9 protein-coding genes are annotated in these 14,818 nt (G+C 72.4%); 5 read left to right on the forward strand and 4 right to left on the reverse strand.

Translation table 11 applies throughout. The features are described 5' to 3' along the window. Positions 1-175 precede the first annotated feature (175 nt). The 3 genes from D1369_RS02400 to D1369_RS02410 are packed head-to-tail and all read right to left on the reverse strand — an operon-like array spanning position 176 to position 2,926. A complete protein-coding gene (locus D1369_RS02400; protein WP_037902417.1) occupies positions 176-1,357 on the reverse strand; it encodes a DSD1 family PLP-dependent enzyme in 1,182 nt (393 codons plus the stop codon). Further along, entirely contained in the window at positions 1,354-2,271 is a 918-nt protein-coding gene (locus tag D1369_RS02405) for an ornithine cyclodeaminase family protein (RefSeq protein WP_037902414.1), read from the reverse strand. The genes D1369_RS02400 and D1369_RS02405 overlap by 4 nt, the downstream gene beginning before the upstream one ends. Positions 2,272-2,281: 10 nt before the next feature. Beyond that, a complete protein-coding gene (locus D1369_RS02410) occupies positions 2,282-2,926 on the reverse strand; it encodes a PAS domain-containing protein (RefSeq protein ID WP_007386741.1) in 645 nt (214 codons plus the stop codon). A 188-nt stretch (positions 2,927-3,114) separates the two neighbouring features. Between D1369_RS02410 and D1369_RS02415 the strand changes: the two genes are divergently transcribed. The 4 genes from D1369_RS02415 to D1369_RS02430 all read left to right on the forward strand — a co-directional run bounded on the left by D1369_RS02415 (position 3,115) and on the right by D1369_RS02430 (position 11,930). Beyond that, positions 3,115-6,240 carry a SpoIIE family protein phosphatase gene (locus D1369_RS02415; RefSeq protein ID WP_118082215.1) on the forward strand — a complete coding sequence of 1,042 codons (3,126 nt, stop codon included), beginning with the start codon at positions 3,115-3,117 and terminating at the stop codon, positions 6,238-6,240. Between the two features lie 85 nt (positions 6,241-6,325). After that, on the forward strand, positions 6,326-9,118 hold the full coding sequence (locus tag D1369_RS02420) for a SpoIIE family protein phosphatase/ATP-binding protein (protein WP_240436046.1): 2,793 nt from the start codon (positions 6,326-6,328) through the stop codon (positions 9,116-9,118). A gap of 133 nt (positions 9,119-9,251) precedes the next feature. Next, positions 9,252-10,616 (forward strand): FAD-dependent oxidoreductase, encoded by a 1,365-nt coding sequence (locus D1369_RS02425; protein WP_007386737.1) that lies wholly within the window; start codon positions 9,252-9,254, stop codon positions 10,614-10,616. A gap of 153 nt (positions 10,617-10,769) precedes the next feature. Beyond that, positions 10,770-11,930 (forward strand): NAD(P)/FAD-dependent oxidoreductase, encoded by a 1,161-nt coding sequence (locus tag D1369_RS02430; protein WP_037904013.1) that lies wholly within the window; start codon positions 10,770-10,772, stop codon positions 11,928-11,930. A 373-nt stretch (positions 11,931-12,303) separates the two neighbouring features. Here the strand turns inward: D1369_RS02430 and D1369_RS02435 are convergent, their stop codons facing one another. Beyond that, entirely contained in the window at positions 12,304-13,278 is a 975-nt protein-coding gene (locus tag D1369_RS02435; RefSeq protein ID WP_007386735.1) for an ABC transporter substrate-binding protein, read from the reverse strand. A 153-nt stretch (positions 13,279-13,431) separates the two neighbouring features. On the opposite strand from D1369_RS02435, the gene D1369_RS02440 reads away from it, so the two are divergent. Continuing rightward, positions 13,432-14,817 (forward strand): hypothetical protein, encoded by a 1,386-nt coding sequence (locus tag D1369_RS02440; RefSeq protein ID WP_007386734.1) that lies wholly within the window; start codon positions 13,432-13,434, stop codon positions 14,815-14,817. Position 14,818 lies beyond the last annotated feature (1 nt).

Raw genomic sequence — 14,818 nt, forward strand, 5'->3', positions numbered from 1 at the left:
CTCGGCGTGTCGCACCCACGGGGCCCACCGCCCTGACCCGCCGGCACCCCAAACACCCTACACAACCGCCCACTTGACGGAGATGACGGGTATGAGGGTGACGAGGGGGCACGGGCACGACGAGGACATGGGGACGACGGGGCGAAACGCCTCGACACCTGGAGGTGGCAACCGGTCACCACCCGCTGACGCGGCTCCAGAAGGCCTGGACGACCTGTGCGCCGGCCGTCGTCGTCCGCGTGCCGTCGACGACGTGGTAACCGTGGTGCTGGGCCGCCGTGGCGCAGGCGTGGTTGGGCAGGATACGCAGGCGGGTGCCGAGGGGCAGCTCGGGCAGCCGGGTGCCGTCGCGGGCGGTGAGCGTGCCGTGTTCCTGGCTGGCGGCCGTCATGACCAGGCCCGGGATCGGGTTGCCGGCCAGGTCGGTGACCAGGCCGTATCCCTGGTCCTGCGCCTGGGCCGCGGTGCCGCGGTCGCGGGACATGGCCATCCAGCCGCCGTCGGTGAGGATCCAGCCGTACTCGGGGCGGTGTCCGATGACGGTGACGACGACCGACAGGGCGAGGTCCTCGACGCGGCAGACCCCGAGGCCGGCCATCACCAGATCGAAGAACACGTAGTTGCCCGCGCGCAGTTCGGTGACCCCGGTGAGGTCCTCGGCGGCATGGGCGGTGGGAGTGGAACCGACGCTGACGGTGGACACGGTCAGGCCCGCCGCGCGCAGCCGCTCGGCCGCGGCGACGGCACTGTCGCGTTCGTTCTCCGCGGCCAGGCGCTGCTCCGCGGCGGTGCGGGCGAAGTAGGACTCGCCGGCGTGGGTCAACACCCCGTCCAGGCAGCCCGCTTCGTGCAGGATGCCGCCGATCTCGGGAAGACCTGGAGCGTCGGGTTCGAGACCGCCGCGGTGCCCGTCGCAGTCGATCTCGATCTGGGTGGGGACGCGAAGTCCGGCCCGGCGGGAGGCCTCGGCGACGGCCTCCGCCTGCTCCGCGCTGTCCAGCAGGACGCGCAGGGTGACACCGCGACGCAACAGGGCGACGACGCGCGGGAGTTTGTGGGGGTCGATGCCCACGGCGTAGGTGATGTCGCGGTAACCGCCGTCGGCGAACGCCTCCGCCTCGGCCAGGGTCGACACCGTGACCGGGCAGGGCCGGTCGCCTGCGTGCAGGAGGGCGGCGACGTCGAGGCTCTTGGCCGTCTTCACATGGGGCCGCAGGGTGACACCGAGCCGCTCGGCCCTGGTCGCCAGCCGCTCGACGTTGCGCCTGACCTTGTGGACGTCGACGACGGCGAACGGGGTGTCGGGATCGGCCAGGGTCCGCACGGCGGCGCCCGCAGGGGTCTGAACAGGGCTCACAGGGAAATGTCCATCTTCTCGAGTAGGGCCAGGCCCGGACACAGGTCCCGCACTCCGATCCCGGAGCCGTCGAAGACCGTGATGTCACTGCCCGCGATACGGCCTTCGGCCCGGCCGGTGAGGACGTCTCCGAGCGGGGTGAGGACCGTGTCCGCGAGCGCGTGTCGACTCTCGCCCATGCGGCGGGCCTGTTCGGGCAGGTCGCAGAACACGCGGGCGCGGGCGAACAGTTCGGGCGGGAGTTCCCGCTTGCCGGGTGCGTCGGCTCCCATGCAGGAGAGGTGCGTACCGGGGCGGATCCACGAAGCGTCGAACAGCGGCGGGGTGTCGGACCGTGCGGTGGTGGCGGTGGTGATCACGTCGGCCCGGGCGCAGGCTTCTTCGGCGCCCGTGACGCGGGCCTCGTGGCCTCGCGCGGCCAGTACCGCCGCAGTCCGCTCAGCGCGTCCGGCCGTACGTCCCACCACCAGGACCGCACCGACGGCCCGGACCCGGCTGACGGCCCGCACCTCGTGGGCCGCCTGGTGCCCGGTGCCGAAGACCGCGAGGGTGGTGGCGTCCTCCAGAACGGCCGCGAGCCTGCCGGTCGTCTGGTCGAGCAGCAGCGGGGTGAAGTGGTGGCGGGGCAGCCCGTGCGCGGTGTTTCTTGACCAGTACGTGCCGATCTTCACGCCGGCGTGCGTGGCGGACGCGGACGGCTTGAGGGTGAACCGGTTGCGCGGATCGGAACCGTGCACGGCGAGCGAGGGGAAGGCCGGGCCGTCCACCGTCGCGGCGAAGGCGGCGCGGACCGCTTCGAGGGCCGGGTCCTCGTCGACAAGGGCGCGGGCCGCTTCGAGGGCCAGGTCCTCATCGACGAGGGGCAGGGAGCGGGCGGCCGGTGGCGGGCCGGGGTGCGGTCCGGCGGAGGTCATGAGCAGCCCTTCATTTGCTGTAGTTGTAGACGGTCGCCCGGGACACGCCGAGCAGATCCGCGATCGTCTGCGCGGCGTCCCGCGAGTCGAAGAACCCGTCCCGGTGCAGCCGCCGTACGAGCGCCTTCTTGTCCTGTCTGCTCAGCGACCGGGGCGTAGCGGCGCGTTCCGCGGCCAACTCCTCCACCGTCCGGCGCAGTTCGCGCGTGGTGCGGTCCCGCAGGGTCTCCAGGGGCTGCTGTTCGCGGTACTCGGTGTCCGTGGCCACGAGGTTCGACAGGGCGAGCGTCACGGGTGACAGGACCGACACGTCGAGATTGAGACACAGGGCCGCGATGTACTCACCGGCCTCGTTCCTGATCCCGATGGACGTGCTCTTGGCCGGGCGGCCGTCGGGGAACCGATTGGGATAGTTCTGGAGGACGCTCGGGTACTCCGGATCGGCGATGCGGGCCAGTCCCAGCTCGGTCGCCGAGTCCCCGACCCGGCGGCCGGAGAGGTTGTTCTCGATCGCCCGGATCGCGTGCCGCGGGTCCCGCAGGTCGTGCAGGACCACCTCGCACAGGCCCGGAAACATACGGCCGAGCGCGACAGCGATCTTCTCGGCCTCACCGATGAGGTGCTCGTCCGCACCGTCGCCGACTTCTTTGACCACCGGTACTCCGCTCCCACCCCGACTGGACTCATTGTCTAGATCTGGACATTGAGCCTAAGAGTCCGACCGACGGTTGTCCAGCGCAGTGGGCGAGGTGTACATATGGGCCGCCCGGGTGCGGGCTGGTGTCCTTGTGGCGCATTCTTGCTGTGTCGCCCGCGGGACGGTGCACGGACTAGGTAGGGCCGATGACTGGGAGCGTCGAGGACCCACACCCGACGGCCCGGCGGCTGACGGCACTGCTGATCGACGCTTCGACGGAGGCGGTCAGTGCGGCCGGCGGCCACGCCGGAGGGGTCTATCTGCGCTCCCGCACGCCCGGACTGTTGCGGCTGGCCGTCCTGTCGGGACTGCCCGGACCGCTGTTCCGCCCGTGGTGGCGGCTGCACGTCGACCGTCCTTTCCCCGTCGCGGACGCCTACCGGCTCGGGGTCCAGGTGGTCCTGCCGAACGCCACGGAGACCATGCGGCGCTACCCGCAGTTCGCCGCCGGACTGCCGTTCCAGTTCGGCTCGCTCTACGTGCCCGTCGTCGCCGGTTCCACGACCTTCGGTGTGCTGACCGTGCTGCGCCCGGCCGTCACCGACGCCGCGGAGGTGCTGGCCGGCCGCGACCGTATGGTGCGCCTCGCCCAGGAGCTGGGCGAGGCGCTGCTCGACCTGGAGGACGGGAAGCCGGACCAGGTCGCCTGGGAGGGCGAGCCGGTCTGTCTGCGGCCGCCGACCGCCTCCACGTCCGTGGGGCGCGCCGGGCGCTTCGCCTGGGACCCCGAGACGGCCGGTATCACCCTGGACGAGGACCTGCACACCCTCCTGGGTCTGCCGCCCAGCGAGTTCGCCGGCACCGTCGAAGCGTTCGCCGAGGCCGTGGCCCCCAACGACGCGCACCGCATCCTGGCCACCCTGCGGGACACCGCCTCCGGCCGCCCTCCCGCGCTGCCCCTCTACCTGCGGGACGAGGACGGCGCGCTGCGCCTGCTGGACCTGTGGAACGCCTACGAACCGCCCGCCGCACCAGCGGTCCGGGGCGTCGTCGTGGCCCCTGGCCCCACCCCCACGGCGGACTCGGCGGCCGACCTGCTGCCCGACGGCGTGTTCTGCGTGGACCGGCTGGGCCTGGTCGTCTACGCGAATCCGCGCGCCGCCGAGCTCCTGGGCCGCCCCCGCGCCGAGCTCGTCGGCCGCGACCTGTGGGAGGCCGTGCCCTGGCTGGCCCGCCCCGACTTCGAGGACCACCTGCGGGCGGCCCTCCTCACACCTGACCCGGTCCACTTCCATCTCGTACGACCGCCCACGCGGGAGCCCGAGCCGCAGCCGACTGCCCAGGGCACCGGGGCACTGTGGTCCGCTCAGAGCACGAACTCACCATGGTCCGATCGAGAGGGCGCGCCACCGCGGTCCGACCAGGACGACACGCCACCGCACCCCGGCCGGGAGAACGCCCCACCGCGACCCGACCCAAACCACGCGCCACCGCGGACCGGTCGCGAGGGCGCGCCACCGCGATCCGACCCAAACCACGCGCCACCGCGGACCGGTCGCGAGGGCGCGCCACCGCGATCCGACCCAAACCACGCGTCACCGCGGACCGGCGGCGAGGGCGCGCCACGGCGATCCGACCAGGACGACATGCCACCGCGCCCCGCCAGAGATTTCGGGCCACAGCAGTCCGCTCGCCACGTCGAATCACCACGGTCCGCGCGCCACGTCGAATCACCACGGTCCGCTCGCGACGCCGCACCACCGCCCTCCTGCACCCAGCCACCGCGGTCCGCGCCGGACGCCGATGCCGGGACACCACCGCCCGCCCACCGCACAGGGCCACCACCCGCCGGCCAGGACACCCAGCCACCACCCCTCGCCCGGGACCCCGAGCCACCACCCCCCGCTGGTGACGCCCAGCCACCCCCACGCCCACCCGCACTAGACACCGAGCCCGCCCCGCAGCCGCACGAAGGCGACTGGCTCGCCCTGTCCGTGCATCCCGGTCCCGACCGGCTGACCTGTACGGTCCGGCCCGCGAGCCGGGTGGCGGACAGTCCCGCGGGGCAGGAGACGGCCGAGGGCGCGAGCCCGATGGCCCCGCTGTACCGGCCGATCGCGCTGGCCATCGCCCTGACCGAGGCCGCCACCGCACGGCAGGTGTCCGCGGTCGTGATGCGGGAGCTGCTGCCCGCGTTCGGCGGCCGCCGGCTCGCGATCTACCTGCTCCAGGAGCGGCATCTGTACCTGGAATGGGAGGCCGGCTTCCCCAAGGGCTTCCTCGCCCCGTTCGACGGCGTGGACCTGGGCGCGCACCTGCCCGGCGTGGAGACCCTCACCACCGGCCGTCCGCTGTTCTTCGACTCGATGGAAGAGCTGACGGCCGCCTACCCGGGTATCGCTCTGGACGCCACCGAGGGCGCCCGGGCCTTCCTGCCACTGATCGCCTCCGGCCGGCCGGTCGGCTCCTGCATCCTCGGCTTCGACCGTCCGCGCAGCTTCAGCACCGAGGAGCGCACGGTGCTCACCGCGCTGGCCGGACTCATCGCCCACGCCATGGAGAAGGCGCAGCGCTACGAGTCGGAGACCGTGCTCGCCCGCGGCCTGCAGCAGGCGCTCCTGCCACGCCGCCTCTCGGCGCACCCGCTGCTGGAGACCGCCGGGCGCTATCTGCCGGGCACCGCGGGGATGGAGGTCGGCGGGGACTGGTACGACGTCGTCGAGTCAGGCGACGGGCTGGCCCTGGTCATCGGGGACGTCCAGGGGCACGGCGTGCAGGCGGCGGCCACCATGGGCCAGCTGCGCATCGCGGTCAGGGCGTTCGCGCTCGGCGACCGGCCACCGGACGAGGTCATGAGCAGCACCAACCATCTGCTCATCGACCTCGATCCCGGCCTGTTCGCCAGTTGCTGCTACATCCGCCTCGACCCCGCCACCGGGGTGGCCAGAGCCGCCCGCGCCGGTCACCCGCCGCCCCTGCTGCGCAGCGCCGACGGCCGCACCCGGGTCCTGGACCTGCCCGGCGGCGTGGTCCTCGGGGTGGCCCCACGGGCCCGCTATCCGGTCACCGAGCTGCACATGGAGCCCGGCGCGATCCTGGCGCTCTACACCGACGGGCTGGTGGAGCGGCCCGGCAGCGACATCGACGAGGGGATCACCGCACTGCGGGTGGCCCTCGCGAAGGCGGGCGCTCCGGCCGCCCGGCCCGGCAGCCGGTTCCTCGGGGGCGTGGCGGACCGGCTCACCGCGACCGCCCGGCACGCCCTGGACCGCCCCGACGACATCGCGCTGCTGCTCGCCACCCGGCGCGCGGCACCGTCCGGGTCCCTGTGAGCAGGGTCTGGCGGGTTTGTTCATGTTCTGTCACACCGCGTGACGCCCCTCGCCTCCTGGGGCGCGGCAGTGTAGACATGGGCACATGGTCCGACTCCTGGGCCGCTTCGGGGGCGGATCGGCCCGTCGCCCCAGCGGTCCCCGCCCACCGCAGACACCCGACCACGCTCACGACCGGCACGAGGGCCCGCTGAAGGGCAGTTCGCCCACGCGGGCGGAACGCGACGGGGACCGGACGCGACGGCGGTCAGGAGCCCTGCGGGCCGTGGTCGGCGGTCGCAGTGTGGCCGGACAGGTGTTCGTCCTCCAGGTCGTGATCGTCCTGCTGCTGGTCGTGGCCGCGGTGGTGGCCCTGGTGCTCCAGGTGCGGCACGACAGCACCATCGAAGCCCGCAACCGCTCGGTGGCCGTCGCCCAGGCCTTCGCCAACGCCCCCGGCACCGCGGAGGCCCTCAACAGTCCCCACCCCACCGCGGTGCTCCAACCGCGCGCGGAGGCGGCCCGCAAGGCGACCGACGTGGACTTCATCGTCGTCATGGACACCAACGGCATCCGGTACACGCACCCCAAGCCGGACCGCATCGGCAAGAAGTTCGTCGGGAACATCGCCCCCGCGCTGGCCGGACGGGTGGTGACCGAGGACATCAACGGCACCATCGGACCGCTCGTGCAGGCCGTCGTCCCGATCAAGGCGGACGACGGCAAGGTCGTGGGCCTGGTGTCGGCCGGCATCACCACCGCCAAGGTGGGCGGCACCGCCGACCAGCAGGTGCCGCTGCTCCTGATGGCCGCCGCGGTGGGACTCGCCCTGGCCACGGCGGGCACGGCCCTGGTCAGCCGACGGCTGCTGCGCCAGACGCACGGTCTGGGCCCGCACGAGATGACCCGCATGTACGAGCACCATGACGCGGTGCTGCACGCCGTACGCGAGGGCGTCCTGATCGTCGACGGCGAGGGCCGGCTGCTGCTTGCCAACGACGAGGCCCACCGGCTGCTCGACCTGCCCGCCGACGCCGAGGGCCGGCACGTCCTCGACCTCGCGCTCCCCGCCGACACCGCCGGGCTGCTGGCCTCCGGACGGGTCGCCACCGACGAGGTGCACCGGGTCAAGGACCGCCTCCTGGCGGTCAACCAGCGGCCCACCGACATCCAGGGCGGCCCGCCGGGCAGCGTCGCCACCCTGCGCGACTCGACCGAGCTGCGGGCCCTGTCCGGGCGCGCCGAGGTGGCCCGCGAGCGCCTCGACATGCTCTACGACGCCACCATGGGCATCGGCACCAGCCTGGACGTGACCCGCACCGCTGAGGAGCTGGCCGAGCTCGCCGTGCCGCGGTTCGCGGACTTCGCCACCGTCGACCTGTTCGACGCGGTGCTCAGCGGGGGCCAGCCGGAGGCGGCGACCACCCTGCGCCGCGTCGCACTCAGTGGCATCCGTGAGGACGCCCCGCTGTACAAGGTCGGCGAGCGCATCCCCCTGGTCGACTCCGCTCCGCAGGCCCGCGGCATGAGCAGTGGCCGGGCCGTCCTGGAGGCGCGTCTCGCCGAGGCCACCGGGTGGCACGCGCAGGACGAGCAGCGCTCCGCCCACGTCCTCGAGTACGGCATCCACTCGCTGATCGCCGTTCCGCTGCGGGCCGGCAATCTCGTCCTGGGCACGGTCAGCCTCTGGCGCTCGGACAAGCCCCAGCCCTTCGACACCGAAGAGGTCGCGCTCGCCGAGGAGCTCGTCACCCGGGCCGCGGTCTCCATCGACAACGCCCGCCGCTACACCCGCGAGCACACCATGGCGGTGACGCTCCAGCGCAGTCTGCTGCCGCGTCGGCTGCCCGAGCAGGACGCCCTGGACATCGCCTACAAGTACCTGCCCGCGCAGGCCGGGGTGGGCGGTGACTGGTTCGACGTCCTGCCGTTGTCCGGTGCCCGGGTCGCGCTCGTGGTCGGCGACGTAGTGGGCCACGGGCTGCACGCCGCGGCCACGATGGGCAGGCTGCGCACGGCGGTGCACAACTTCTCCGCGCTCGACCTGCCGCCCGACGAACTGCTCGCCCTGCTCGACGAATTGGTCGCCCGGATCGACCAGGACGAGGCGGAGGAGAGCGGCAACTCCCCCGTCACGGGCGCGACCTGCCTGTACGCCGTCTACGACCCGGTGTCCCGGCTGTGCACGGTCGCCCGGGCCGGCCATCCGCCGCCGGCCGTCATCCACCCCGACGGCAGCGTGGAGTACGCCGACGTGCCCGCGGGGCCCCCGCTCGGCCTCGGCGGCCTGCCGTTCGAGACGGCCGACCTCGAACTCGCCGAGGGCAGCCGCCTGGTGCTCTACACGGACGGCCTCGTGGAGGACCGGGAGCGTGACATCGACGTGGGTCTGGAACTGCTGCGCACCGCCCTGGAGCAGGCGGGACCCTCGCCCGAGGACACCTGCCGGGCCGTACTGGACGCACGGCCGCCGTCCCGGGCCACCGACGACATCGCCCTGATCGTGGCCCGCACCCAGGCGCTCGCGGCCGACCGGATCGCCGAGTGGCAGGTGCCCGCGGACCCGGCGGCCGTCTCGAACGTACGGGCGTCGGTGTCCCGGCAGCTCGCCCGCTGGGGACTGGACGACCTCGCGTTCACCACGGAGCTGATCCTGAGCGAGCTCGTCACCAACGCGATCCGTTACGGCGGCGACTCCATCCACGTCCGCATGCTGTTCGACCGCACCTTGATATGCGAGGTGTTCGACACCAGCAGCACCTCACCGCATCTGCGGTACGCGGCCATGACCGACGAGGGCGGCCGCGGACTGTTCCTCGTCGCCCAGCTCAGCGACCGCTGGGGCACCCGGTACACGCCGGCGGGCAAGGTCATCTGGGCCGAACAGCCGCTGCCCTGACCCGAATCAAGGGCTTTCCCCACTCATAAGGCGATCTTATGAGCTCATAGATTGGACCCGCGTACCGACTTAGGCTTGCCTTAGCTTAGGCTTCCCCCGAGTTGATCTGCCACCGCTCGAAGGGAACCTGATCATGCCCCGCCCCCTGCGGGTAGCCATCGTCGGAGCCGGCCCCGCCGGGATCTACGCCGCCGACGCGCTGCTCAAGTCCGATGCGGCCGCCGAACCCGGTGTGTCCATCGACCTCTTCGAGCGGATGCCGGCCCCGTTCGGACTGATCCGTTACGGCGTGGCTCCGGACCACCCTCGGATCAAGGGCATCATCACGGCCCTGCACCAGGTGCTCGACAAGCCGCAGATCCGCCTGTTCGGCAACGTCGACTACCCGACCGACATCAGCCTGGACGACCTGCGCGCGTTCTACGACGCCGTGATCTTCTCCACGGGCGCGACGGCCGACCGCGAGCTGCGCATACCGGGCATCGAGCTCGACGGCTCCTACGGCGCCGCCGACTTCGTCTCCTGGTACGACGGCCACCCGGACGTCCCGCGCACCTGGCCCCTGGAGGCCGAGAAGGTCGCCGTGCTCGGTGTCGGCAACGTCGCCCTCGACGTGGCCCGCATCCTGGCCAAGACGGCCGACGAACTCCTGCCGACGGAGATCCCGCCGAACGTCCACGAGGGCCTCAAGGCCAACAAGGCGCTGGAGGTCCACGTCTTCGGCCGCCGCGGTCCGGCGCAGGCGAAGTTCTCCCCGATGGAGCTGCGCGAGCTGGACCACTCCCCCAACATCGAGGTCATCGTCGACCCCGAGGACATCGACTACGACGAGGGCTCGATCGAGACCCGGCGCGGCAACAAGCAGTCCGACATGGTCGCCAAGACCCTGGAGAACTGGGCGATCCGCGATGTCGGCGACCGCCCGCACAAGCTGTTCCTGCACTTCTTCGAGTCGCCCACCGAGATCCTCGGCGAGGACGGCAAGGTCGTCGGCCTGCGCACCGAGCGCACCGCCCTGGACGGCACCGGCAACGTCAAGGGCACCGGCGAGTTCAAGGACTGGGACGTCACCGCGGTCTACCGCGCGGTCGGCTACCTCTCCGACAAGCTGCCCAAGCTGCCCTGGGACATCGACTCGGGCACGGTCCCCGACCAGGGCGGCCGGGTCATGCAGGAGAACGGCGAGCACCTACAGTCGACCTACGTCACCGGCTGGATCCGGCGCGGCCCGGTGGGTCTGATCGGCCACACCAAGGGCGACGCCAACGAGACGGTGTCGAACCTCCTGGACGACTTCGCGAACGACCGCCTCCAGACCCCGGGTTCGCCCGAGCCGGAGGCCGTGGACGCGTTCCTCGCCGAGCGGAACGTCCGCTTCACCACCTGGGAGGGCTGGTACAAGCTGGACGCCGCCGAGAAGGCGCTGGGCGAGCCGCAGGGCCGCGAGCGGGTGAAGCTCGTCGAGCGCGAGGACATGCTGCGCGAGAGCGGCGCCTGATCCGCCTGATCCGCACGTGACGCCGGTCGCACCGAAGCCCCGCAGGGGCGGTACGGCCGGCGTCGCGCTGTGCACGGAACCCCCGTCGCCGTCCCGTCGTTCCCTTCGTGTCCGTACGACCGTGCGGGCCGACGCGGGACGAACGGGGTGGGTGTGGCACGCGTACTGGTCATCGGCGGCGGAATCGCCGGTACGGCGACGGCTCTGGCGCTGCACAAGGCGGGTTTAGAGGCCGTCGTGCACGAGGCCCATCCCGACTCGGCCGAGGACATCGGCGCGTTCCTCACCCTGGCGAGCAACGGTATGCGTGCCCTGGCCCAGTTGGACGCCTCCGCGGCGGTCACCGCGATCGGCTTCCCGCTGACCTCGCTGCGGGTCCTCGACGACACGGGCACCGAGCAGGCACACGCCCCCATGGGCGAGGTCTCCGACCCGCTCCTGCAGTACCGGTGCCTGCGCCGCGGCGACCTCAACACCGCGCTCCAGGCGGAGGCCCGCCGCCGGGGCGTCCCCGTCCGGCACGGCGCCCGCCTCGCCTCCGTCGAGGACGGCCCCGACGGGGTCACCGCGCGCTTCACCGACGGCACCACCGCGACCGGCGACCTGCTGATCGGCGCCGACGGCCTCAACTCCGCCGTACGACGGTCGGTCTCCCCGGGCACGCAGCCGTGCTACGCCGGCCAGTACGTCTTCTACGGCTACACGCGCTCCGCGTCTCCGCCCGGCACGGACGCGTGCATCACCATGGTCCGCGGCAGCGGGGCCGCGTTCGGCTACGCGGTGTCGCCCGACGGGGAGGCGTACTGGTTCGCCCGGGTCACCGGCGATCCGCTGCCCGCCGAGGAGTTGGCGCAGGGCACGCCCGCCGACTGGCGCGAACTGCTGCTGCCGCTGCTGCGCAAGGACACCACACCGGCCGCGGACCTCGTCGCGGCCACCGGCGACGAGCTCCTGGTCACCAACGCCACCGAGATCCCCACCGGCACCCCGTGGCGCTCCGGACGGACCCTGCTCATCGGCGACGCCGCCCACGCGGCCTCCCCCGCGACCGGCCAGGGCGCCTCGATGGCCCTGGCGGACGCGGTCGTCCTCGCCAAGTCCCTGCGGGACGCACCGGACCCGGACAGCGCGCTCGCGCTCTACGAGACGCTCCGCCGCCCTCGCGTGGAACACAACACCACCGTCAGCGGCAACATCTCCCGGGGCACGCCCAGCTCCTCGGCCGCCTCCCGCCCCTCCGACGAGGATCTCGCCCGGCTCCTGGAATGGGGCGGAAACCTCTGGGCCGAGCGGCAGGTGGAGAAGGGCTACTGAGGGCGAGAGCGCGACGCCCTCCGGAGCAGCTCGCGGCCGAGAGGCTCGGTGGCTTCCCGGTGCGCCGGAACCGGTTGGCGGCCGGGGCGCACAGCTGCCGGGCCGCGTCCGCGGTGCGCCGCCGCCTGGAGAACTCCGTGCGGCGCGGCCCCGACCTGACCTGACGGCGTTCGTCATGCGAGTCGGAGGCCCCTGCTGAGCCGGGCCGGTCACCCCCCGTGATGGGCTCTTGTGACGGCCGGCCTCAGCCACACCGACTGCCACGGCCTCGCGGTGCGCCCCAGCGAACTCCTCGGCGGCTCCGAGCCCGCCCGCCCCGCGGCTCATCGGCCGGCGCCCCAAGGCCTGGCCCCGGCCCCTCAACCCGGCCCCCTCAGGAGAACAGCGCCTGGATGTCCGGCTTCTTGCCGCCGAAGATGCCGTCCTCCTCACCGAGGGCGGCCAGCTTCTCCAGCGAGGCCACATCGACCTGGGGCGGCCAGCTCGGGAGGATGAGCTTGGCCAGCACATCGCCGCTGATCTTGGTGTAGGCGGTGAGGATCTGCCGTGCCTCGTCCGGGTGGCCGGTGGCGTACTCCAGCGACTCCGTCATGGCCTCGGTGAACTTCTTCACCAGCTCCGGGTTCTGCTGTGCGATCTTCGTCGAGGTGAACCAGGTCGCGACGGTGAGCTTCGGGTCGGTCTCGGCGAAGGGCGAGGCGATGACCCGGGCGCCCTGCGCCTTGGCGACCGTCTGGGCCGGCTCGCCCATCCACGCGGCGTCCACGCGACCGCCGTCCAGCGCGGCCGGCATCTGGTCGAAGGGAATCTCGACGAACTTCACCTTCGCCGGATCGCCGCCGTCCTCGCGCACCGACTCGCGAACCGTGGTGTCCCCGATGTTCTGGAGGGTGTTCACCGCGACCGAGCGTCCGGCCAGGTGCTTCGCCGACTTCACCGGGCTGTCCTTCTTCACCAGGACACCGGTGACGTCGGCCCCCACCTTCCCGTTGGAAGCCGCCCCGTTGACCACGGACTTCACCGGAACGCCCTTGGTCTGCGCGAGCATCAGGGACGTGGTGTTGCTGAAGCCGAACTGGAACTGACCGCTCACCACTCCGGGGATGATGGCCGCACCGCCCTGCGCGGTCACCATCCTCAGCTCGATCCCCCGACGGGCGAAGAAGCCCTGCTTCTGCCCCAGATAGAGCGGCGCCACGTCGACGATCGGGATGACACCGACCGTGACCTGTGTCTTCTTTCCTCCGCTCGCGGACGACGTGCCGCCCCCGGAGTCCGACGACCCACATCCGGCGGCGCCCGCCAGGGTCACCACCGCAACAGCAAGTCCGAGCACGCGCCTTCGCATGGGGCCCTCCTGACGAGGTGACAGAACACCTCACGACCCGTCCACTGATGTTGTGCACATCATTGACGCCCGCAATGTACACGCCTACTTTCGCCGGTGTCAGTCCCCCCGACCGCAGGAAAAACGGACTGCCCAAGGAGCCCACGTCTCGTGATGCACCGCATCCGCACCCGTACGCTCGTCACCGCCGCGGCTCTGCTGCTCGCCGCCCCCCTCGCACCGGCCGCCCACGCCGCCGAGGGCGTCCATGTCGAGGGCCGGCTGCCGTCCGGCGCGACCTACCTCATGGACGTACCGGCCGGCTGGAACGGCACGGTCCTCCTCTACAGCCACGGCTACACACCGCCCGGCGTCCCCAACCCGGCCCGCAACGCGCCCGACGACACCACGAAGTCCCTTCTCCTGAAGGAGGGTTACGCGCTCATCGGGTCCTCGTACGCCACCACCGGCTGGGCCGTCACCGAGGCCGTGCCGGACCAGCTCGCCACCCTCGACACCTTCACCGCCCGCTTCGGCAGCGCCGGCCGGACCATCGCCTGGGGCACGTCCTACGGCGGCCTCGTCACGACCGCCCTCGCGGAACGCCACGCGTCCCGCCTCGCGGGCTCACTGTCGATGTGCGGGCTGGTCCAGGGCGGTGTCGCCAACTGGAACAGCACGCTGGACCCGGTGTTCGCGCTGAAGACGCTCCTCGCGCCCGGATCCGGCATCCGGCTGACCGGGCTGCCGAGCCCGGCCGCCGCGACCCAGGCCTCCGACGCCATGACGGCCGTCCTCGCCGAGGCACAGGAGACCGCCGGGGGACGGGCCCGGATCGCGCTCGCCGCGGCCCTGCACAACATCCCCGGCTGGAACGACCCTTCCCAGCCCCGGCCCGCGTCCACCGACCGGGACGCCCAGCAGTCGAACCAGTACCAGGCCGTCGTCGGGCTGGTGAAGTTCCCCGCGTTCGTCTGGCGCCAGGAGGCCGAGTCGCGGGCCGGCGGCACCATGTCGTGGAACACCGGGGTCGACTACCACGCCATGCTCCGCAACTCCCCCTACCTCAAAGAGGTCAAGGAGCTGTACGCCAAGGCCGGCCTCTCCCTGAAGTCCGATCTCCGCGCCCTCGACAGGGCCCCGCGCTCCCGAGCCGACACGAACGCCGTGGACTGGATGAGCCGTACGAGCTCCTTCACCGGGCGCCTCACCAAGCCCCAACTGAACATCCACACCACCGGCGACGCGCTGATCCCGGTGCAGTCCGAGAGCGCCTACCGCCGGGCCGCCACGACCGCGGGCTCGGCTCCGCTGCTGCGGCAGCGCTTTGTCGACAACGCGGGCCACTGCACCTTCAGCCCCGGCGAGCAGATCGCCGCCCTGCACACGCTGGAGGACCGCATCAGGAGCGGCCGCTGGCTCGGCAGTGACCCCGCCGCGCTCAACTCCCGTGCCACCGCAGCCGACCCGGCCTCACCGGCCCGCTATCTCCCCTACTCCCCGACCGCCTACCCCCGCTCCTACGACCGGGCACACCCTGGCGACGGACACCGGACGTAGC

It is taken from the genome of Streptomyces sp. CC0208 (assembly GCF_003443735.1).
Classification (GTDB): domain Bacteria; phylum Actinomycetota; class Actinomycetes; order Streptomycetales; family Streptomycetaceae; genus Streptomyces; species Streptomyces sviceus.